14 protein-coding genes are annotated in these 17,995 nt (G+C 73.3%); 4 read left to right on the top strand and 10 right to left on the bottom strand.

What is annotated here, in order from left to right; genetic code table 11:
• The first annotated feature begins 31 nt into the window (after window positions 1–31).
• The 3 genes from NW895_RS18110 to NW895_RS18100 all read left to right on the top strand — a co-directional run bounded on the left by NW895_RS18110 (window position 32) and on the right by NW895_RS18100 (window position 4,354).
• Window positions 32–2,692 (top strand): CocE/NonD family hydrolase, encoded by a 2,661-nt coding sequence (locus NW895_RS18110; RefSeq protein WP_289936743.1) that lies wholly within the window; start codon window positions 32–34, stop codon window positions 2,690–2,692.
• Entirely contained in the window at window positions 2,689–3,543 is an 855-nt protein-coding gene (locus NW895_RS18105; protein ID WP_289936742.1) for an ABC transporter permease, read from the top strand. The genes NW895_RS18110 and NW895_RS18105 overlap by 4 nt, the downstream gene beginning before the upstream one ends.
• A 217-nt stretch (window positions 3,544–3,760) precedes the next feature.
• Complete coding sequence (locus NW895_RS18100) at window positions 3,761–4,354, top strand: chaplin (RefSeq protein WP_289936741.1); 594 nt, start codon at window positions 3,761–3,763, stop codon at window positions 4,352–4,354.
• Window positions 4,355–4,421: 67 nt separating this feature from the next.
• Here the strand turns inward: NW895_RS18100 and NW895_RS18095 are convergent, their stop codons facing one another.
• Window positions 4,422–5,687, bottom strand: a complete 1,266-nt coding sequence (locus NW895_RS18095; RefSeq protein ID WP_289937017.1) for an NAD(P)-binding domain-containing protein — start codon at window positions 5,685–5,687, stop codon at window positions 4,422–4,424.
• Window positions 5,688–5,689: 2 nt separating this feature from the next.
• The gene (locus NW895_RS18090) at window positions 5,690–6,943 is read right to left on the bottom strand and encodes an ATP-grasp domain-containing protein (RefSeq protein ID WP_289936740.1); all 1,254 of its coding nucleotides are present in this window, start codon (window positions 6,941–6,943) and stop codon (window positions 5,690–5,692) included.
• 164 nt (window positions 6,944–7,107) lie between these two features.
• Between NW895_RS18090 and NW895_RS18085 the strand changes: the two genes are divergently transcribed.
• Complete coding sequence (locus NW895_RS18085) at window positions 7,108–8,358, top strand: glycosyl hydrolase (protein ID WP_289936739.1); 1,251 nt, start codon at window positions 7,108–7,110, stop codon at window positions 8,356–8,358.
• A 146-nt stretch (window positions 8,359–8,504) separates the two neighbouring features.
• On the opposite strand, the gene NW895_RS18080 is transcribed toward NW895_RS18085, so the two are convergent.
• Genes NW895_RS18080 through NW895_RS18045 form a run of 8 tightly spaced genes read right to left on the bottom strand, consistent with a single transcriptional unit; the run spans window position 8,505 to window position 17,937 of the window.
• Window positions 8,505–9,155 carry a lipopolysaccharide biosynthesis protein gene (locus tag NW895_RS18080; protein WP_289936738.1) on the bottom strand — a complete coding sequence of 217 codons (651 nt, stop codon included), beginning with the start codon at window positions 9,153–9,155 and terminating at the stop codon, window positions 8,505–8,507.
• A complete protein-coding gene (locus NW895_RS18075; RefSeq protein WP_289936737.1) occupies window positions 9,152–10,306 on the bottom strand; it encodes a glycosyltransferase in 1,155 nt (384 codons plus the stop codon). Before NW895_RS18075 ends, NW895_RS18080 begins: the two co-directional genes overlap by 4 nt.
• Before the next feature lies 1 nt (window position 10,307).
• Entirely contained in the window at window positions 10,308–11,066 is a 759-nt protein-coding gene (locus NW895_RS18070) for a polysaccharide deacetylase family protein (RefSeq protein WP_289936736.1), read from the bottom strand.
• On the bottom strand, window positions 11,050–12,747 hold the full coding sequence (locus NW895_RS18065; protein WP_289936735.1) for a lipid II flippase MurJ: 1,698 nt from the start codon (window positions 12,745–12,747) through the stop codon (window positions 11,050–11,052). The genes NW895_RS18070 and NW895_RS18065 overlap by 17 nt, the downstream gene beginning before the upstream one ends.
• Entirely contained in the window at window positions 12,744–14,084 is a 1,341-nt protein-coding gene (locus NW895_RS18060; protein WP_289936734.1) for an O-antigen ligase family protein, read from the bottom strand. Before NW895_RS18060 ends, NW895_RS18065 begins: the two co-directional genes overlap by 4 nt.
• Window positions 14,085–14,090: 6 nt before the next feature.
• On the bottom strand, window positions 14,091–15,518 hold the full coding sequence (locus NW895_RS18055; protein ID WP_289936733.1) for an exopolysaccharide biosynthesis polyprenyl glycosylphosphotransferase: 1,428 nt from the start codon (window positions 15,516–15,518) through the stop codon (window positions 14,091–14,093).
• A complete protein-coding gene (locus NW895_RS18050; RefSeq protein ID WP_289936732.1) occupies window positions 15,515–16,810 on the bottom strand; it encodes a glycosyltransferase family 4 protein in 1,296 nt (431 codons plus the stop codon). The genes NW895_RS18055 and NW895_RS18050 overlap by 4 nt, the downstream gene beginning before the upstream one ends.
• A 44-nt stretch (window positions 16,811–16,854) precedes the next feature.
• Complete coding sequence (locus NW895_RS18045) at window positions 16,855–17,937, bottom strand: DUF3344 domain-containing protein (RefSeq protein WP_289936731.1); 1,083 nt, start codon at window positions 17,935–17,937, stop codon at window positions 16,855–16,857.
• Window positions 17,938–17,995 lie beyond the last annotated feature (58 nt).

The following is a 17,995-nucleotide window of genomic DNA, read 5'->3' as shown; positions in this document are numbered from 1 at the left end:
TCCCGACAGGTCGACCCCGTACCGTTGACGCATGGATCTTCGCTTGCCCGGACTGCGCGGGCTGCTTCGGCGGCCCCGGCGCCTGCTGGCCGCCGGGGCCGCCGTCGTCGTGCTCGCCGGTGCCGGTACCTGGATGGTGGGGTCGGCCGTCGCCTCCGGTGACGCGCCCCCGGTGCACCGCACCGACCGGGTCATGGCCGTGGGGGACGGGGTGCGCATCGACACCTCGTACTTCACCACCGCCTCCGGCGGCCGCCGCCCGGCCGTCCTGCTGGGGCACGGCTTCGGCGGCAGCAAGGACGACGTACGGCAGCAGGCGCAGAGCCTCGCGAGGGACGGGTACGCGGTGCTGACCTGGTCGGCGCGCGGCTTCGGCAGGTCCACCGGGAAGATCGGGCTGAACGATCCCAAGGGCGAGGTCGCCGACGTCTCGAAGCTGATCGACTGGCTGGCGAAACAGCCCCAGGTCGAACTCGACAAGGCCGGCGACCCGCGGGTGGGCGTGGCCGGCGCCTCGTACGGCGGAGCGATCGCGCTGCTGGCGGCCGGACACGACGACCGGGTCGACGCCATCGCCCCGGCGATCACGTACTGGAACCTGGCGGACGCCCTGTTCCCGAACGGCGTCTTCAAGAAGCTGTGGGCCGGCATCTTCGTCAACTCCGGTGGCGGCTGCGACAGGCTTGAGGCGCAGCTGTGCCGGATGTACGAGCGGATCGCCGAGTCCGGAACCCCGGACGCGCAGGCCCGCGCTCTGCTTCAGGAGCGCTCGCCGTCGGCCGTCGGCGACCGCATCAAGGTGCCCACGCTGCTCGTGCAGGGCCAGACCGACTCGCTCTTCCCCCTGAGCCAGGCCGACGCCGCGGCCAAGGCGATCCGTGCGGGCGGCGCCCCCGTGGACGTCGACTGGATCGCGGGCGGGCACGACGGCGGCGACCTGGAGACGAGCCGCGTCCAGGGCCGCGTCGAGGCGTGGTTCGACCGCTACCTGAAGGACGACAAGGGCGCCGACACCGGACCGGCCTTCCGCGTCACCCGCACCCTCGGCACCGGCACCGGAGACGGGGAGCCACGGCTGAGCGGCGTGAACGCGGACACGTACCCGGGCCTGGAGGGCGAGCCGCGCGCGATCCCCCTCACCGGGCGCGAGCAGCGCTTCGACAACCCGGCCGGCGCCAACCCGCCCGCCGTCTCCGCCCTGCCCGGCCTCGGCGGCGCCGAGGGCCTCTCCCAGCTGTCCTCGCTCGGTGTCGGGGTCTCCCTCGACTTCCCGGGCCAGTTCGCCGCCTTCGACTCGGCGCCCCTCCGGGACGACCTCCAGATCACCGGGTCGCCGACGGTGACCGTCCATGTGAAGTCGACGACCGACGACGCCGTGCTCTTCGCCAAGGTGTACGACGTCGGCCCGGGCCGCAGCGGGCAGGTGCTGCCCTCCCAGCTGGTCGAGCCGATCAGGGTGACCGGCGCGAAGGCCGGCAAGGACGTCAGGATCACGCTCCCGGCCGTCGACCACGAGGTGGACGACGGCCACCGTCTGCGGCTGGTGCTGTCCTCCACCGACCTCGGCTACGCCTCCCCGGCGCAACCGGCGACGTACACCGTCTCCCTCAAGGGCGACCTGAAGGTGCCGACGGCACTCGGCAGCGCGGACCAGGCGTCCCAGCTGCCCGCGTGGGTGTGGTGGCTGCCGCTCACCGGCGCCGCGATCGCCCTGGCCCTGGTGCTGACGGCCCGCCGCCGCACGGCGACGCCCGCCCCCGACCCCGCGCTGGCCGAAGTCCCCCTGCAGATCACCGACCTGACCAAGCGGTACGCGAAGTCGGCCGACCGTTACGCGGTCCGGGACCTGTCCTTCCGCGTGGAGCAGGGCCAGGTGCTGGGCCTGCTGGGTCCGAACGGTGCCGGGAAGACGACGACACTGCGCATGCTGATGGGCCTGATCAAGCCGGACGGCGGCGAGATCCGGGTCTTCGGCCACGCGATCGCGCCGGGCGCCCCGGTGCTCTCCCGCGTCGGCGCCTTCGTCGAGGGCGCGGGCTTCCTGCCGCACCTGTCCGGCCGGGAGAACCTGGAGCTGTACTGGCGGGCGACCGGCCGCCCGCCCGAGGACGCCCACCTGGACGAGGCCCTTGAGATCGCGGGCCTGGGCGACGCGCTCGCCCGCGCCGTGCGCACCTACTCCCAGGGCATGCGCCAGCGCCTCGCCATCGCCCAGGCCATGCTGGGCCTGCCCGACCTGCTCATCCTCGACGAGCCGACCAACGGCCTCGACCCGCCCCAGATCCGCGAGATGCGCGAGGTGATGATCCGCTACGCGGCGGCCGGCCGCACGGTGATCGTCTCCAGCCACCTGCTGGCGGAGGTCGAGCAGACCTGCACCCACCTGGTGGTGATGGACAAGGGGCGGCTCGTCCAGGCGGGCCCCGTCGCCGAGATCATCGGATCGGGCGACACGCTGCTGGTGGGCACGGCCGCCCCCGTGGACGAGCCCGTGGTCGAGAAGGTGGCCGCACTGCCCGGCGTCGCCTCGGCCGTACGGACCGACGAGGGCCTCCTGGTGCAGCTCGACGCCGACGGGACCGCACGCCGCCTGGTCGCCGAACTCGTACGGCTCGAAGTGCCCGTGGAATCGGTGGGCCCCCACCGCCGCCTGGAGGACGCCTTCCTCACCCTGATCGGAGCTGAAGCATGAGCACGCTCGCCGAGCGCGCCGAGGGCTACCGGGCCGGCCGCACGCTGCCCCTGAGGGTCGAGCTGGTCCGGCAGCTGAAGCGGCGGCGCACCCTGGTCATGGGCGGGATCCTGTTCGCCCTGCCGTTCATCCTGCTCATCGCCTTCCAGGTCGGCGGAGAACCGGGCGGCGGCAACAACCGCGTCAACCTGATGGACACGGCCACGGCGTCCGGGGCGAACTTCGCCGCCGTGAACCTCTTCGCCTCCGCGGGCTTCCTGCTCGTCATCCCCGTGGCACTGTTCTGCGGTGACACGGTCGCCTCGGAGGCCAGTTGGTCGTCCCTGCGCTATCTCCTCGCGGCGCCCGTGCCCCGCGCCCGTCTGCTGTGGTCCAAGCTCACCGTCGGGCTCACCCTCAGCCTGGGGGCACTCGTGCTGCTGCCCCTGGTCGCGCTCGCCGTCGGCATGGCGGCGTACGGCACCGGCCCGCTGGAGCTCCCCACCGGCGGCACACTGCCCTTCGGTACCGCCGCCCAGCGCCTGGCGGTCACCGTGGCCTACATCTTCGTGTCCCAACTGGTCACCGCGGCCCTGGCGTTCTGGCTGTCCACCAGGACCGACGCGCCGCTGGGCGCGGTCGGCGGCGCCGTCGGCCTGACCATCATCGGCAGCGTCCTCGACGAGGTGACGGCCCTCGGCGACTGGCGCGACTTCCTGCCCGCGCACTGGCAGTACGCCTGGCTGGACGCCGTCCGGCCCCAACTGGAATGGTCCGACATGATCCAGGGCACGTCCCTGTCGATCACCTACGCACTCGTGCTGTTCGCCCTGGCCTTCCGGGGGTTCGCCCGCAAGGACGTGGTGTCCTAGCCGGAGAAGTGACTGCCGTTCCCTTTTCAGCGCGGTCCAACCGGGTGAACCTGCGAAACCCAATTCTCAGGTGCCGGGTTGATGAAGCAGTACAGCATGCGACATCGGTCAATTTCATCATCGCGCTGAACCCGGCGATCGGCAGTGGCCGGCCTTGGACGTCGATCTCCGTTCCAGGGTCGGCTTTCCCATTTCTTCCAGCAGAAGGACAACCACATTGCGCCAGACCCTGAACAGGGGAGTGTTCGTGGCGGCCGCCGCCACGGGCCTTCTGTCCCTGTACGGCAGCCCCGCCCTCGCTGACACGGACGCGACAGCCGTCGCCAAGGACGCTCCCGGCCTGCTGTCCGGGAACACCGTGCAGGTGCCGATCGAGCTGCCGGTGAACCTGTGCGGCAACACCGTCACCACGATCGCGGGGCTCGGCCACGCGCTCGGCAGTTCCTGCATCAACGGCTCGTACGGCGACGACGACGGGGACGACGGCGGCCACGGCCACAGCGACGACGACGGCTACGGCGAGGAGGACGACACGCCTCCGCCGCCGCGTGCGCACCACACGCCTCCGGCCGTCGACAAGCACACGCCGCCTCCTCCGCGCGCCGGTGAGAAGCCGCGTCACACGCCTCCGGCCAAGCACAGGGACAACAAGCCGCCCAAGACCGGCGGTGAGCAGCCCGGCACGTCCAAGCCGCCGCAGCTGGCCGAGACCGGCAGTGAGGAACTGCTGGCGGCCTCGGCCGTCAGCGCCGCGATGATCGCGGGCGGGGTGATGCTGTACCGCCGCAGCCGCGTCGCCTCCCACCGGTAGCCACCGGCGCACGGCCGGGCCGCTGACGACTGACTCGCCGTCAGCGGCCCGGCCGTTCGTGTACACGTCAGCGGCGCACCGGCGAGGGCGGCGCGTTGCGGACGGCGCCTCCCGGTACGGGAACCGTCCCGCCCGTCGGGGTCGTCCTGAGCCGGCGACGTACCCCTCGGACGAGCGTCGACGCCGTGAAGGTCGCTCCGTGGACGAAGCGCATGGCCGGGCCGAAGCCGGAGGCGGTCACCAGTCCCGCGAGGAACAGGCCCGGGTGCGAGGACTCGAAGTCCCGCCCGACCACCGGGGAGCCGTCGGGCAGGGCCGCCAGCGATCCGCGCAGCTCCGCGGCGAGCAGCCCGAGCCGGTCGCAGCGCGCCCGGAACCCCGTGGCGGCGATGACGTGCTCGGTCTCCAGGGCGCGCAGGGCGCCCGCGCGGCTCACCGTGTCCAGCCGTACGCCGCCCGGCACCGCACTGGCCGCGGCGACCTCGTGACCCGGCAGCACCTCCACGACCCCCTCCACCCGGCTGCGCACCCACCACGCTCCGGCCGGCCCCAGTGCCGTGGTCGCGATACGCGCCCGGGTCGGCTCCGGCAGACGCCGGAAGAGGTTGGGGCGCTCGGAGTAGAACCAGTTCTTCCATCCGGGGCCGAGGCCGCTGTGCGGGGAGCGGACCGACTGCCACCAGGGGCGCTCCCAGGGCGGCGGCACATCGTTCCACACCAGCCGCTCCGCCCGCGCCAGCACCCGTACCCGCGTGCCCTGTTCGGCCAGCAGCGCCGCCGTCTCCAGAGCCGCCTGGCCGCCGCCGATGACGGTGACGTCCTTGCCGCGGAAGCGGTCGAGGTCGCTGTGGTGGCTGCTGTGCGTCACCAGCGCGGGGTGCAGTCCGCGCAGGGCCTGCGGCACCTCGACGAACGGCATCACACCGACCGCAAGCGCCACCGTCCGCGCGTGCAGCTCCTCCCCGTCCTCGGTGACCACCGAGAAACCGCCGGGCACGGGCGTCACACGGCTCACCGTGCGCTCGTCGACCTCCGGCACGGCATTGCGCGCGAACCACAGGCCGTACGACGCGAACGCCTCGACCGGAATGGGCTTGGCGTGCCGTGCCGTCAGGCCCTGCTCGGCGCAGTACGCGTCCAGGCGCCAACGCCCGGCCGGGTCCGAGAGGTTGGACGCCCACGGCTCCGATTTCAGGAACATGCCGCGAGGCATGTTGTCCCGCCAGGACGCCATGGGCCGGCCGAACACGCGCAGGTTCAGCCCGGCGGCCGCGGCGTGGGACGCGATCGACAGGCCGTACGGGCCTGCGCCCACCACCAGAAGGTCGTACATCATCAACTGCTCGCTTTCTCGTTGTCGGTAAGGGAGGGAGAGGCCGCTCGGGGAATCAGCCGTGGCGTCGGTGCAGCCGGCGGCGGGCCCAGCCGCTCACGCAGCCGCTGGGAGACATGACGGCACCACAGGGCCCACATCGCCCGTCCGGGGGCGCGGTCGTCCGGGGCGTGCCAGGCCAGTTCGCGCCCGCCCGGTGCCGCACGCAGCGCGGCGAGCGGCGCGTAGTTCTCCACCACGAACGCCCGCCCGATCGCCGGGGCCCCGTCCGGCAGCGGGCGGCCCGTCAGATCCAGGTGCAGAGCCCGTACGACGTCGAGCCCCGCGCCGTCGGTGAAGAGCCGGAACTGGGCGCCGGGGCGGGGGTTGAAGTCCAGCAGGTGATAGCGCCCCGTCGTGCCGCAGCGGCGGAAGTCGAGGTCGAAGATGCCGCGGTAGCCCAGTTCGCCGGTGAGCCGCTCCGCCAGTTCCTGCACCTGCGCGTTCAGCGTCCAGCAGCCCACCGCGGTCAGCCCCGCCGCGCGCGGCCAGGCCAGCTGCTTGCGGCCCGGGCCGCCCGCGCGCACGGTGCCCGAACGGTCGGCGTAGCCGTGGAAGAACCAGTCCCGGTCCCGTCCCGGCGGCAGATACGCCTGCAGCAGCAGCCGGCTGCCCGCCTCCTCACTCCGCAGATACAGCTCACAGGCCTGCTGCACCGAGTGGACCAGCACGGTGCTGCGCAGCCCGCTGCCGGTGGGCAACAGCCAGGGCCGGCTCCACTTCGCCACCAGCGGCAGCCCGAGCTGCCGCACATGGTCGGCGACCTGCGCCGCACTGTCCGGGACCAGCGTCTCCGGGTGCGGAACGCCCGCGGACGCGCACACGGCGGCCAGTTCCGCCTTGTCGGCGACGCGTTCGGCCAGCGCGCCCGGCATCTCCGGCAGCAGATAGGAGGGCGCGAGGTCGTCCCGCATGCGGCCCACGGCGATCGCGCTCGCGTCGTCCAGCGGAACCAGGACCGCGGGACGCGCGACCCGCTCCGCCACCCGGCGCAGCACACCGAGGACCTCCTCCGGGGACGCACCCGGAAGGGGCGGGGGATGCATCCGGCGTACGTAACGCGACGCGTGGACGGGACTCGGCGCCGCATCGGCGACGACATGAACCTCCACTCCCGCCCTGCCGAGCGAACGCACGGCACCCAGTGTTCCGTGGTGAAAGGGATTCCGGTCGGTCCGCAGCAGTACGGCGGGGACGCGGGTGTCGAGAAGCGACACGAATTCTCTCTTTCTTTGGGATCGGCTCACCCGCACGGGCGAGCGGGGCACTCGAAAGCCGCAACGGCTGTGGCGCCCATGGCTTTCTTGTGACTGACTTCAGGTGACTGCTCGTCAATAAAAAGGACGCAGAAGGCCGGACGAGAGCGAAGAATGGAGCAGAAATGCCCCCACAGCGCAAGCGGGCCCACATCCGCCGGCTGGCCATCGGCGCGGCGGTGGTCGTCGCCTCGGCCGCTCTGGCGTCCGGCCTCGCGGCGCGGACGACAGTGGTGCGACCCGATGACGCCCGGGCTCCGGCACCCACCCCGACGGCGCCCGCCCCCCTGGTGGAGCCCACGCCTCCGGGCGCCCCCGGCCCCACCACGACGCCGGCAGTGGGCCAGGGGGTACCGCCCTTCGGGGCCTTCCTCAGCTCCGACGCCCGTGGTGTGGCCCGCATGGCCCAGTTCAGCCGCTGGCTGGGCGGGACCGAGATCCGCGTCGGCCACACCTACCTGCCCGGTCACCGCTGGCACGACATCGAGGGTTCCGCCCACTTCCTTGAGGCGTGGGCGCACTGGCGCAACCAGAAGGCTGACCGGACGCTCGTCATCAATGTCCCCATGCTGGAGCGCAACGAGGAGGGCGTCCCCGATCACGAGGTCCGGCACCTGCTGCAACGGGGCGCGGCCGGGGAGTTCGACCATCACTTCCGCGCCCTGGCCGAGCGGCTGATGCAACTGAAGGTGCCGGACACGGTCCTCGTGCCCGGCTGGGAGATGAACGGCACCACGTACACCCACCGCTGCGGGCCGGACCCGGAGGCCTGGAAGAAGTACTGGAACCGGATCGTCACCACCATGCGTTCGGTGCCGGGCCAGAAGTTCCGGTTCGATTTCACGCCCAGCCGCGGCCGGGACGCCATTCCCTGGACGCAGTGCTACCCGGGGGACGACACGGTCGACATCATCGGCATGGACGCCTACGACCAGCCGGCCGGAATGTCGTTCGATGAACAGGTGAAAGAGCCCTACGGGCTGCAGGCGCATGTGGATTTCGCGAAGGCCCACGGCAAACCCATCTCGTACCCCGAATGGGGACTTTTCCGCAACGGAGACAATGCCGAGTACATGCGGCGCATGCTGGAGTGGATGGAAGAGCACCAGCCGGTCTACAACACGCTGACCGACTACTGCCCGCACGGTGTGTGGCAGTGCGAGGACAACCCCAGGTCGTCCCACATCTACCGGTCCACGCTCTTCGGCCGCACCGACGAGACGACTCCGAGCCCGGTCCCGACCCCGACTCCCACCCCCACGCCGCAGCCGGCCACGCCCACCACACCGCCCGAGGGCTGCACACCGCTGGACCTGGGCAGCTGGGCGGAGTACTGGCTCGGCGGGAGGCTCTGCCTCCGCCTGGACTGGTGGTAGCGCACCAGCCGACCCCGCCGGTGGCGGCTGACCCGCCTCGGGATCCGCCGCCACCGCCGGGCACCGCCGGTACGGACGCTCCCCGTCCCGGGCCGGCTCGGCGGGGGCACGCTCGCCGCGGATCGGTCCGGCCGGGCCCGTCATCGTCATCGTTTGCCCTGTACATCGGCGGCGGCGGCCGGGCCGGGCACCGAGGCGGCCGGAACAGGGTCGTCGTCCTGTCCGGTCCTCCTCGGCCGCGCCAGCAGGGTCAGGCCGCACAGCAGCCCGCCCGCACTCGCACCCACCAGGCCGGTCAGCGTCGGTGACGCCGATGTCGGCTCGGTCGGCGTGACCGCCCGGGAGAACTGCACGAGCCGGACCTGGGTGCTGCCGCTGGTGTCGTCCGCGTGCCGGGTCAGCGCACGGGAGACCGCGTTGGCCATGTCGACGGCGAGGCCGGGGCTTGTGGAGGTGGCCGAGACGGCGACCATCGGCGCGTCGGGCGAGGTCGCCGTGCGCACGCTGTGCTGCAGCGTCCGCAGGGACACCCCCGCCCACACCTGCGCGTCCCCGAGCACCGCGAGCTGCGTGGCGACCCGGCCGTACGCCTGCGCGAAACCGAGGGCGGACTCCGGGCCGGACTTCGCGGTCGGTACGGCGATGACGTAGCTGGTGGCCGTGTACGCCGGGGGTTTGACCAGGCCGTACGCGCCGCCGAGCAGCCCCCCGACGAGGGTGCCGGCCGCGAGCACGGACCAGGACGGCAGCCCCCTGGCCAGGGACTTCAGGCGCTGACGGGTCGAAGTGTCGGTCATGAGGAGCTGGCTCCCAGAGGTGAGAGGGACGTCGACGAACTGAAGACCGCTGCCGCGTACACGTCCATGAGGCGGGCTGCGCTGCGGGCGATGCTGTAGCGGTGTGCGGCCTCCGGGACCGTGCGCGGCAGGGGGCCCGCCGCGCGCACCTCGGCGATCGCGCGGGCGTAGGCGTCGGGGCCGCCGGGCACCCGCCGGGCACCCGCGGCGGCCTGCGGCGGCAGGTCCTCGATCGCCGGGCAGGAGGCGTAGAGCACGGGCAGGCCGGACGCCAGCGCCTCCACGGCCGCCAGCCCGAAAGCCTCCTCCGGGGACGGGGACGCGAACACGTCCATCGCGGAGGTGAGCGAGGGCAGGTCGGGGCCGGGGGAGCCGTCGGGGACGTAGGGACGTTCGCCGGTGAACAGGACGCGGTCGGCCACGCCGAGCTCATGGGCCGTGCGGCGCAGGACGTGCTCCTCGGGGCCGCCGCCGACCAGCAGCAGCCACTGGTCGTCCGGGAGCCGGGTGAGTGCCCGGACGAGGACGTCGAACCGCTTGCCCCGGGTGAGCCGGCCGATGCCGCCGACGACGTACGCGCCCTCGGGCAGGCCGAGGCGCCGGCGGGTGAGCCCGCGCCGCTCCTCGTCGAAGCGGAAACGCTCCAGGTCGATGCCGTTGGGGACGACCTCGATACGGGGCGCGGGCACGCCCCAGCGCCTGAGGCGGTCGGCCACCGTCGGGGAGACGGCGACCGTCGTCGAGCCCAGCCGCTCGCTGGCGAGGTACAGCGCGCGCACCCCTGCCGTCAGTCGGCGGCCCTCCATCTGCGAGTCGCCCAGGGAGTGTTCGGTGGCGACGACCGCGCGGACCCCGGCGACACGTGCGGCGAGCCGGCCGTAGACGCAGGCCCGGTACAGATGCGTGTGCACCAGGTCGTAGCCGCCGGCGCGGATCAGCCGGACCAGGCGCGGGAGCGCGGCCAGGTCGCGGTTGCCGCCCATGCCGAGGTGCGTGACGCGGACCCCGTCGGCGGCGAGTCCGTCGGCGACCGCACCGGGGTTGGTGAGCGTCACGACCTCGCAGTCGACGGGCAGATGACGCAGCAGCAGCCGCAGCTGCTGCTCGGCCCCGCCGACGCCGAGGCCGGTGATGATGTGCAGCGCCCTCATCTCACAGGCCCTCCACCGGGCGCCGGCGCAGCCGGTGCAGCCGGTACTTCAGGTGCAGACGCAGGGCCGTGTCGCTCTGGCCTACGTACACGCGTGGCAGGGCGTGCGGACCGGCGAGCGGGCCGGGGTCGATGGCGCAGGCGTAGGCGTATCCGGCTTCCCGTACGGCCGCGACGGCGCGGGCGTCGATCGTGCCGTACGGGTAGCAGAAGCCGTCGACCCGGGCGCCGGTCAGCTCCATCAGCTGTGCGCGGCTCTCGGCGACCTCGGTCTTGAGCGTGAGGTCGTCCGCCTTGGTGAGGTCGATGTGGGTCAGCCCGTGCGAGCCGATCTCCACACCCTCGGCGGCCGCGTGCCGGATGCCGTCCGCGGTCAGCAGCGGCTTGCGCGGGCCGAGCGGGTCCCAGGCGTTGTCGCCGCCGAGCCGTCCGGGGAGCACGAAGAGGGTGGCGCCGCAGTTCCAGCGGCGCAGCAGCGGCAGCGCGTCGGTGACGAAGTCGGCGTACCCGTCGTCGAAGGTGAGCCCGACCAGGCGCCGCCCCTCGCCCCGGGCGGCGAGCAGCTCGGCGACGGACACGCCCCGCAGTCCGCGCCGGCGCAGCCAGGCCAGCTGCCGGTCGAGCCGCTCGGGGGCGACCGTGATGTTGTACGGGTCGTCCGAGCAGTCGCCCACCGAGTGGTACATCGCCACCCACGGGATCGGACCCGGGCGCGGTACGGGAGGTCTGCGGGTGCCGACGGAATCAACGGAAGCGACCATGTGTGAGCCTTCGTGTGAGGGTGCGCACGGAGCGCAGTGCGGATGCGGAGCCCTGGGCGCCCAGGGCGCAGGCGAGGAGGACGAAGACGGCGGTCACGGTCAGGCAGCCGGCCGTGAGGCCCGCCACGGGGGAGTGGAGCCGGCTCGCGACGAACGCCCCGGCGACGGTGGCGACGAGCGCGGCGCACACCGGCCTGCTCAGCTCGGCCAGCACCTGCCGGACGCGGATCGAGACGCCGTGGGGGCTGTGGGGCCGGCTCGTGCGCAGGCCGACGAGCATCAGGGCGGCCGTGACGGTGATGCCGAAGGCGTTGGCGGCGGCGATCCCCGCGACGCCCCAGGCGTGCACGGTGGCGGCGCCGATCGCGGACGTCACGGCGATGCCCGCGGCCATCATGCCGACGGGGTACCAGCGGGGCCGGCCCGCCGAGAAGTAGGAGCGGACCAGGGCACCCACCAGGGTCTGTCCCAGCAGCCCGAGGGCGTACACACGCATGACCTCCGAGGTCGCCGCGGTGTCGCTCGCGGTGAACGCGCCCCGCTGGAAGAGCAGTTCGATCATCTGCGGGGCGCAGGCGATCACCGCGCACATGCCCAGCAGCACCAGGCAGGAGGCCAGCGCCAGATCCCGCTCCACACGTGTGCGCGCCCGCTCGGTGTCGCCGTCCGCGAGCGCCCGCGCCACCACCGGGAAGGTGACGGTGCACACCATCAGCGACAGCGTCATCGGGATCTGGGCGACCTTCTGCGCGTAGTTCAGGTGTGAGATGGCGCCGGAGGGCAGGGAGGAGGCGAGGAAGCGTTCGACGAGGACCTGCGACTGACGGCACAGGGCGAACAGGAGCACGGAGGCGACCAGGGCGAGTTGCATCGGCCGCGCCTCGGCGTCGGCCCCGGTTCCGCCGAGGGCCGGCGTGCGCGACGCCAGTTGCCGCCACAGCGACGGCAGTTGCACCGCCACCATCAGACAGCCGCCCGCCGCGACCCCGACCGCGGCGGAGCGCACCCCCCAGCTGTCGCCGAAGACGAACATCGCGGTGATGATGCCGGCGTTGTAGGCGACGTAGATCGCCGCGGGGGCGAGGAAGCTGCGGTGTGCCCGCAGGGCGGCGCTGCAGTACCCGGCGAGCCCGAAGGACAGTACGCAGGTCGCCGTGAGCCGGGTGCAGTCGGCGGCGAGGCCGGGGTCGGGCAGGCCGGGCGCGAGTGCCCGGACCAGGTAGGGAGCCGTGCCGGCGGCCAGCGCGGCCACGGCGGCGAGGGCCAGGCACAGGCGGGGCAGGGTGGCGGCGACCAGGGCGCGGACCGGGTCGCCCGCGGCGCCCCGGGCACGGCGGGCCAGCGCCATGCTGAACGCCGGGATCAGCGCGATCGCCAGCCCGTCCTCGATGAGCAGGGTGGCGGCGAACTCCGGCACGGTCCACGCGACGAGGAAGGCGTCCGTGTCGCTCCCGGCACCGAACAGCCGCGCCAGCGCCTGGTCGCGCACCAGGCCGAGCAGTGAGCCCGCGATGGACAGCGACGCCGTGATGAGCGCCGCCCTGGCGAGGAACTTCCGGGATGCCGAGGCCGCCGCGGCCGGGTCGGAGCCGTCCCCGGTGATGGTGGCGGCACGCGCCGCGGGTACGGTCGCCGCGCTGTCCGTTTCGGATCCGGGGGGTTGCGAGGGCACCACCGTCATCGCGCCAGGGCCTCCTCGACGCGCTGTCGCGTCCCGTTCCGCGGCACGGCGGCCCCCCGCTCGTCGCCGGCCAGCGCCCACCACGCCACGAGGCCCAGGGCCACGGCGGTCAGCACGGTCGAGGGGCCGCCGATGTCTCCGTACATGAAGTCGGTCAGCTGCCAGACCAGCAGCCCGCAGGCGACGAGCGCGCAGTCGAGCCCCGGCCCCCGGGTGCGGACGCGCAACAGCCGCCGCAGCCCGCACACCAGCAGCGCCAGCCAGCTCCCGGCGAGCCCGAGCAGCCCGACCAGACCCTGCTCGCTCAGCAGCAGCAGGTACATGTTGTGCGGCGACAGCAGCGGCTGCTTCTCGAAGGCCACCCCCGCGCCGTGGATGTCGCTGCCCGACGACAGCGCCAGCGTGGCGTGTCCGTCGCGGTACTCGGGGAAGGCCTTCAACCCGACGCCGGTCAGCGGGTGCCGGCTCCAGATGCCGATGGCGGACGCCCACAGGGCGTACCGGTCGACGACGGAGTGGTCGGGGGCGTCGGCGACCTGCGCGATGCTGTCGATCCGCTGCTGCAGCATCACCGTGCCGACGCCGAACCCGCCCACCAGGATCACGCCGACGGCGGCCACGGCGGCGGCCACCTTGAGCGCACGCCGCAGCCCGGCCAGCGCGAGCTGCACGGCGCACGTCACGGCGGTCGCGATCCAGGCGCCCCGGCTGAAGGAGACCGCCAGCGGCAGCAGCAGCACCAGGGCGCACCCGGCCGCGGCCGCCCGCTGCCGTACGGAGGCCCGGCCCAGCGCGATGCCGACCGCGCAGACCAGGCCGAGCGAGACCGCGGTCGCCATGCCCATCACGTCATGCGGCCCGAAGGTGCCGACCGCCCGGATGTTCTCGCCCTGGTAGGAGGCGCCGGTCCGGGTGACGTACTGGTGCACGCCGACGGCCCCCTGACACAGGCCGAGCCCCACGATCGACCAGGCCACGATCCGGAAGTCGGCCCGGTCGCGGAGCAGCAGCAGTACGGCCGCCGGGACGAACACGAAGAGCTGCAGATAGCGGCCCATGCCGCTGAGCCCCGCCTCCGGCGTGGCCTCCATGGCGGCGAACGCGAGCCCCACGACCGGCAGGCCCAGCACGACGACCGCGGCGGGCGACAGCGGTCGCCGCCGCTCGCGCAGGAGACGGCTCACGCAGTACACCACCGCCAGCCCTGAGACCACGTCGGCGGGCCCCGCGCCGTCCGGCGTCAGCGGCAGCGCCAGCAGGGCGGGCACGGCCACCACGGGAAGGATCGGCGTCAGATCGGCGGCCCGGCGCTGGAGCGATGTCAGGGCGTGGCTCACGGTCTCTCAGCTCCCCGTCGGACGCACCAGCAGGGTCGCGGTGCGCAGCAGGATGCAGATGTCCTGCCACAGCGACCAGTCGTCGATGTAGGCGTTGTCGAACCGGGCACGGTCCTCGATCGAGGTGTCGCCGCGCAGCCCGTGGACCTGGGCGAGGCCGGTGATGCCCGTCCGCATGCGGTGACGGGACCCGTAACCGGGGTAGGTCTGGCTGAACTGCGTGACGAAGTAGGGTCGTTCGGGCCGCGGCCCGACCAGGCTCATGTCGCCCCGGAGCACGTTCCACAGCTGGAGCAGCTCGTCGAGCGAGGTGCGCCGCAACATACGGCAGAACCAGCGCATCTCGTGCTCGTTCGCCACGCTCCACCGGGTCGCCGACTCGTGCTCGTCGACCGGGCGGTGCGTACGGAACTTCAGCAGCGTGAACGGCTTTCCGTTCCTGCCGATGCGCTCCTGCCGGAACACCACGCCCGGCCCGTCACTGAGCCGCAGCGCCACAGCGAACGCCAGGAGCAGCGGGCTGACCAGCAGCAACAGCGTCCCCGACACGAGGATGTCGAGCATCCGCTTGCCCACGCTGCCGCGGTGCGCCGGGAACAGCTCCAGCCGCCGGTACGGGAAACCGGCCAGCCGCTCCTTCGACGCGTACGACGGGGATTCGGCGTCGACCTCCCAGACCGTGCAGCCCGACTCGGCCAGCGCCCGCAGCAGCGGCGCCTGTTCGGCGCGTACGGAGGGATGAACGGTCAGCACGGCCCGCACCCCGTTCTGGATGACCGCACGCTCGACCTCCTCGCCGGTGGTCAGCACCGGCAGGCCCTCGGTGCCGTCCGGCTGCTCGGCGACGATCCCCACCGGCCGCACTCCGCACCGCGGGTGCCGCAGCACGGCGGAGGCCACCCGCTGCGCGGTCGCCACCGGGCCCACGACGAGCGCGGTGTGCGGGTGGCGCAGCAGTGCGGCGCGTCTTCGTCCGTGCACGGCTCCACGCAGCGCACACGCCACCGCCGCCTGCAGGGCGAGACCCGTCAGTACGGTGCCGGCGGACAACGCGTGCTCCGGCCGGTACGCCGCCAGCAGCGCCGCCAGCAGCAGCCAGGCCACCGCGATGCGGCCGCACACGGCGGGCACTTCCTCCAGCAGCCCCGGCACCGGTGGCCGCTTCTCGCGCGGGCGCAGCAGCAGCGAGGCGACGATCAGCAGGGTGACGAGCAGCGGATGGCGCTGGGGTTCGGCGAGCGCCAGCGCGCCCACCGGGGCGGCGACGCAGTCCGTGACGAGCAGCGGGACCGGTGAGGCCGGCCTGGCCGGGCGCCGGGGAACGGGGACACGGAAACCGGTGGCCGTGCCGCGCGGCGGCATGACGGAAACGGCTGAGGAACCGTGGTCCCGTGGCGTTACGCCGGGGGACGGGACGGTACGTTCGGCGGTCACGAGTGGATCGACTCCCTGTGCTCGGTGGGCTCGACGCGCTGTGTTGTCTGGTTCGCCTCGGCGCCAGGGCCTGTGTCGAGCGGCTGACCGTGCTCAGTGCCGCGGGCCGTGACGCACTCGATCGCTCGGGAGGGGCGCGCCCTGTCGGTGGCGGGCCGTCCGCCGAGCAGCTCGCGGTAGACGGCCGTGACCGCCTCGGCGGTGTGCCGGACGTCGTGGGTGGACAGCACGTGCCGGCGGCCGCGGTTGCCGAGCGACTCGCGCTCCATCGGGTCGAGCAGCAGCTCGGTGACGGCCGCGGCCAGCACCGCCGGGTCCTCCGGCGGGACCAGGCACCGGGCGGCGAACACGGGCGGCAGGCTCTCGCGGGCGCCGTCGACGTCCGTGACCACCACGGGCCGCCCACAGGCCATCGCCTCCAGCGGGGCCAGCGCCATGCCCTCCCAGCGGGACGGCAGGACGACCACATCGGCGGCCTGGTACCAGGGGGAGGCGTCGGTGACGGCTCCCGCGAACAGCACGGATTCCGGGGCCGCTGCGCGCAGTCGGTCGTGGTCCGGCCCGTCGCCGACCAGGACGAGGCGGGCGTCGGGTACCTTGCACACGATGTCCTCCCACGCCCGCAGCAGGACGTCCTGCCCCTTCTGCCGGCACAGCCGTCCCACGCAGACGGCGAGCAGCGTTGCCGGGGGGAGGCCGGCGAGCGGTGCGAGCCCGGCCCGCACGGTGCCGGCGGCGGCAGGGCGGAAGCGTTCGGGATCGATGCCGTTGGGGATGACGGACCATCGGCCGGTGATCCCGGCCCGCGCGCCGGTCGCGCGCTCCGCCTCGCTCACGCACACCACCCGCGTGGCCCAACGCGCGCCCCACCGCTCCCACTTGAGCGCCAGGGCCGCGGTGCTCCCGTCGACCGCCTCGAACGACCAGGCGTGCGGCTGGAAGACCGTCGGGATCCGCCCGCGCACAGCGAGGCGCCCGGCGAGCCCGGCCTTCGCGCTGTGCGCGTGCACCAGGTCGGGGCGTACCTCGTCGATCACCCGGGCCAGGTTCCGCACCTCCCGCAGGAGCGACGGACCCGGCGACCGCGTCGCGGCCCAGTGCCGTACGGTCGCGCCGCGCGCCCGCAGTTCCGCGGTGAGCGGGCTGTCGGGGCAGGCCACGGTGACGTCCATGCCGTCCGCCAGCTGAGCCCGGACCAGATCCGCGACGACGCGTGCGACTCCGCCTTCCACCGGTTGGGTGAGGTGCAGGATCCGCGGCCGAGGGGTGGTGGATGCCAGGTGCGTATGCACGGATTCCTCGCTTGGGAAAGCGTTCGGTACGGGGGGCAGCGGGCTCATCGCCGGGCGTCGACGGCGGCGAAGAGCACACCGGCCCACGCGGCGTCGTGCGGGGACTGCAACCGGAAGGTCAGCTGGTCGCCCGCGTGCTGCAGGCCTCTGCCGAGTTCGAACACGTCGGAGTCGTAGCCGAGGTTGTTGGCGTACGCGGGCACACGCGGCGCATCCGCTCCCGGCTCGGTGATGGTGGAGTTCAGGACGTCGTCCTCGGGATTGGCGTCGTTGTTGAGGGCGATGGAGGCCGGGCCGTTCGTCATGGTGAGCGAGTCGCCCCTGGTGCCGCGGTCGCCGTTGTACGCCACCAGCCCCGCGCGGCCCCCCGCGCCCGACGCGAAGTCCAGGCCCTGCAGCCGGATCTCCTGTCCGCCGGACTTCAGCGAGGTGAAGCCGTCCCAGAGCGCGAGGTGCCGCAGCGGCTCCGAAGGGTTCTCGTACGCCACCACCAGCGTCCAGCCGCCCCATGCCCCGGCTGCCGATCTGCCCATGGCCACGTTGACCTGCGCCACGGTGTACAGGCCCGGCCCGCCCTCCTGCACCAGCCGCGTCACGTCCGCCGAGGCCTGGAAGGCGTCCGCGCCCTCGGCCACGCGGTGTCCGACGACCGTGTCCGCGAAGAGCTCCTTGTACTCCCCACCGGGTTCGGCGACCAGGACCCGCTCGTTGTCCTCCGGCGGCTTCTGTTCGCCCACGCGCAGGTTGCCGCCCCAGTACAGGCGCGCGTACGTCACCCGCGAGCCGCCCGGCAGACGGACCTCCGCGCGGGAGGAGTTGTAGGTGTTCGGGTCGCGGTCGACGTCGATGTAGAACATGTCGAAGTCGCCGTTCGCCCCCTGCCCGCCCGCCTGTACGTCCGAGCACGAAGAGGCCGCGCTCGTGCAGCTGATGGAGGCGTTGGCCGCGCGCACGATGCCGCCGTGCTGGTGCGCGCGGTAGCGCTGGGAGAAGGCGAGGCTGCTCTCCTCCGGTGCGGCCGCCGCGGCCGGGGTGGAGGCAGGGGAGGCGGCGGGTGCCCACAGCGCGGCGAGGGCGAGAACGCCCACCGTCCCACGGCGGAACAGCGGACCCAGGGAATGGCGCATGACCGTCGGTGCCCTTTCGGAACAGGTGGCGGTGGAAGGCAACGGCACGAGCGCGATG

This window comes from Streptomyces sp. S.PNR 29, from assembly GCF_030386795.1.
Lineage (GTDB): Bacteria > Actinomycetota > Actinomycetes > Streptomycetales > Streptomycetaceae > Streptomyces.
The sequence above is the reverse complement of the archived record's forward strand: the minus strand, read 5'-3'. Positions and strand labels throughout refer to the sequence as shown.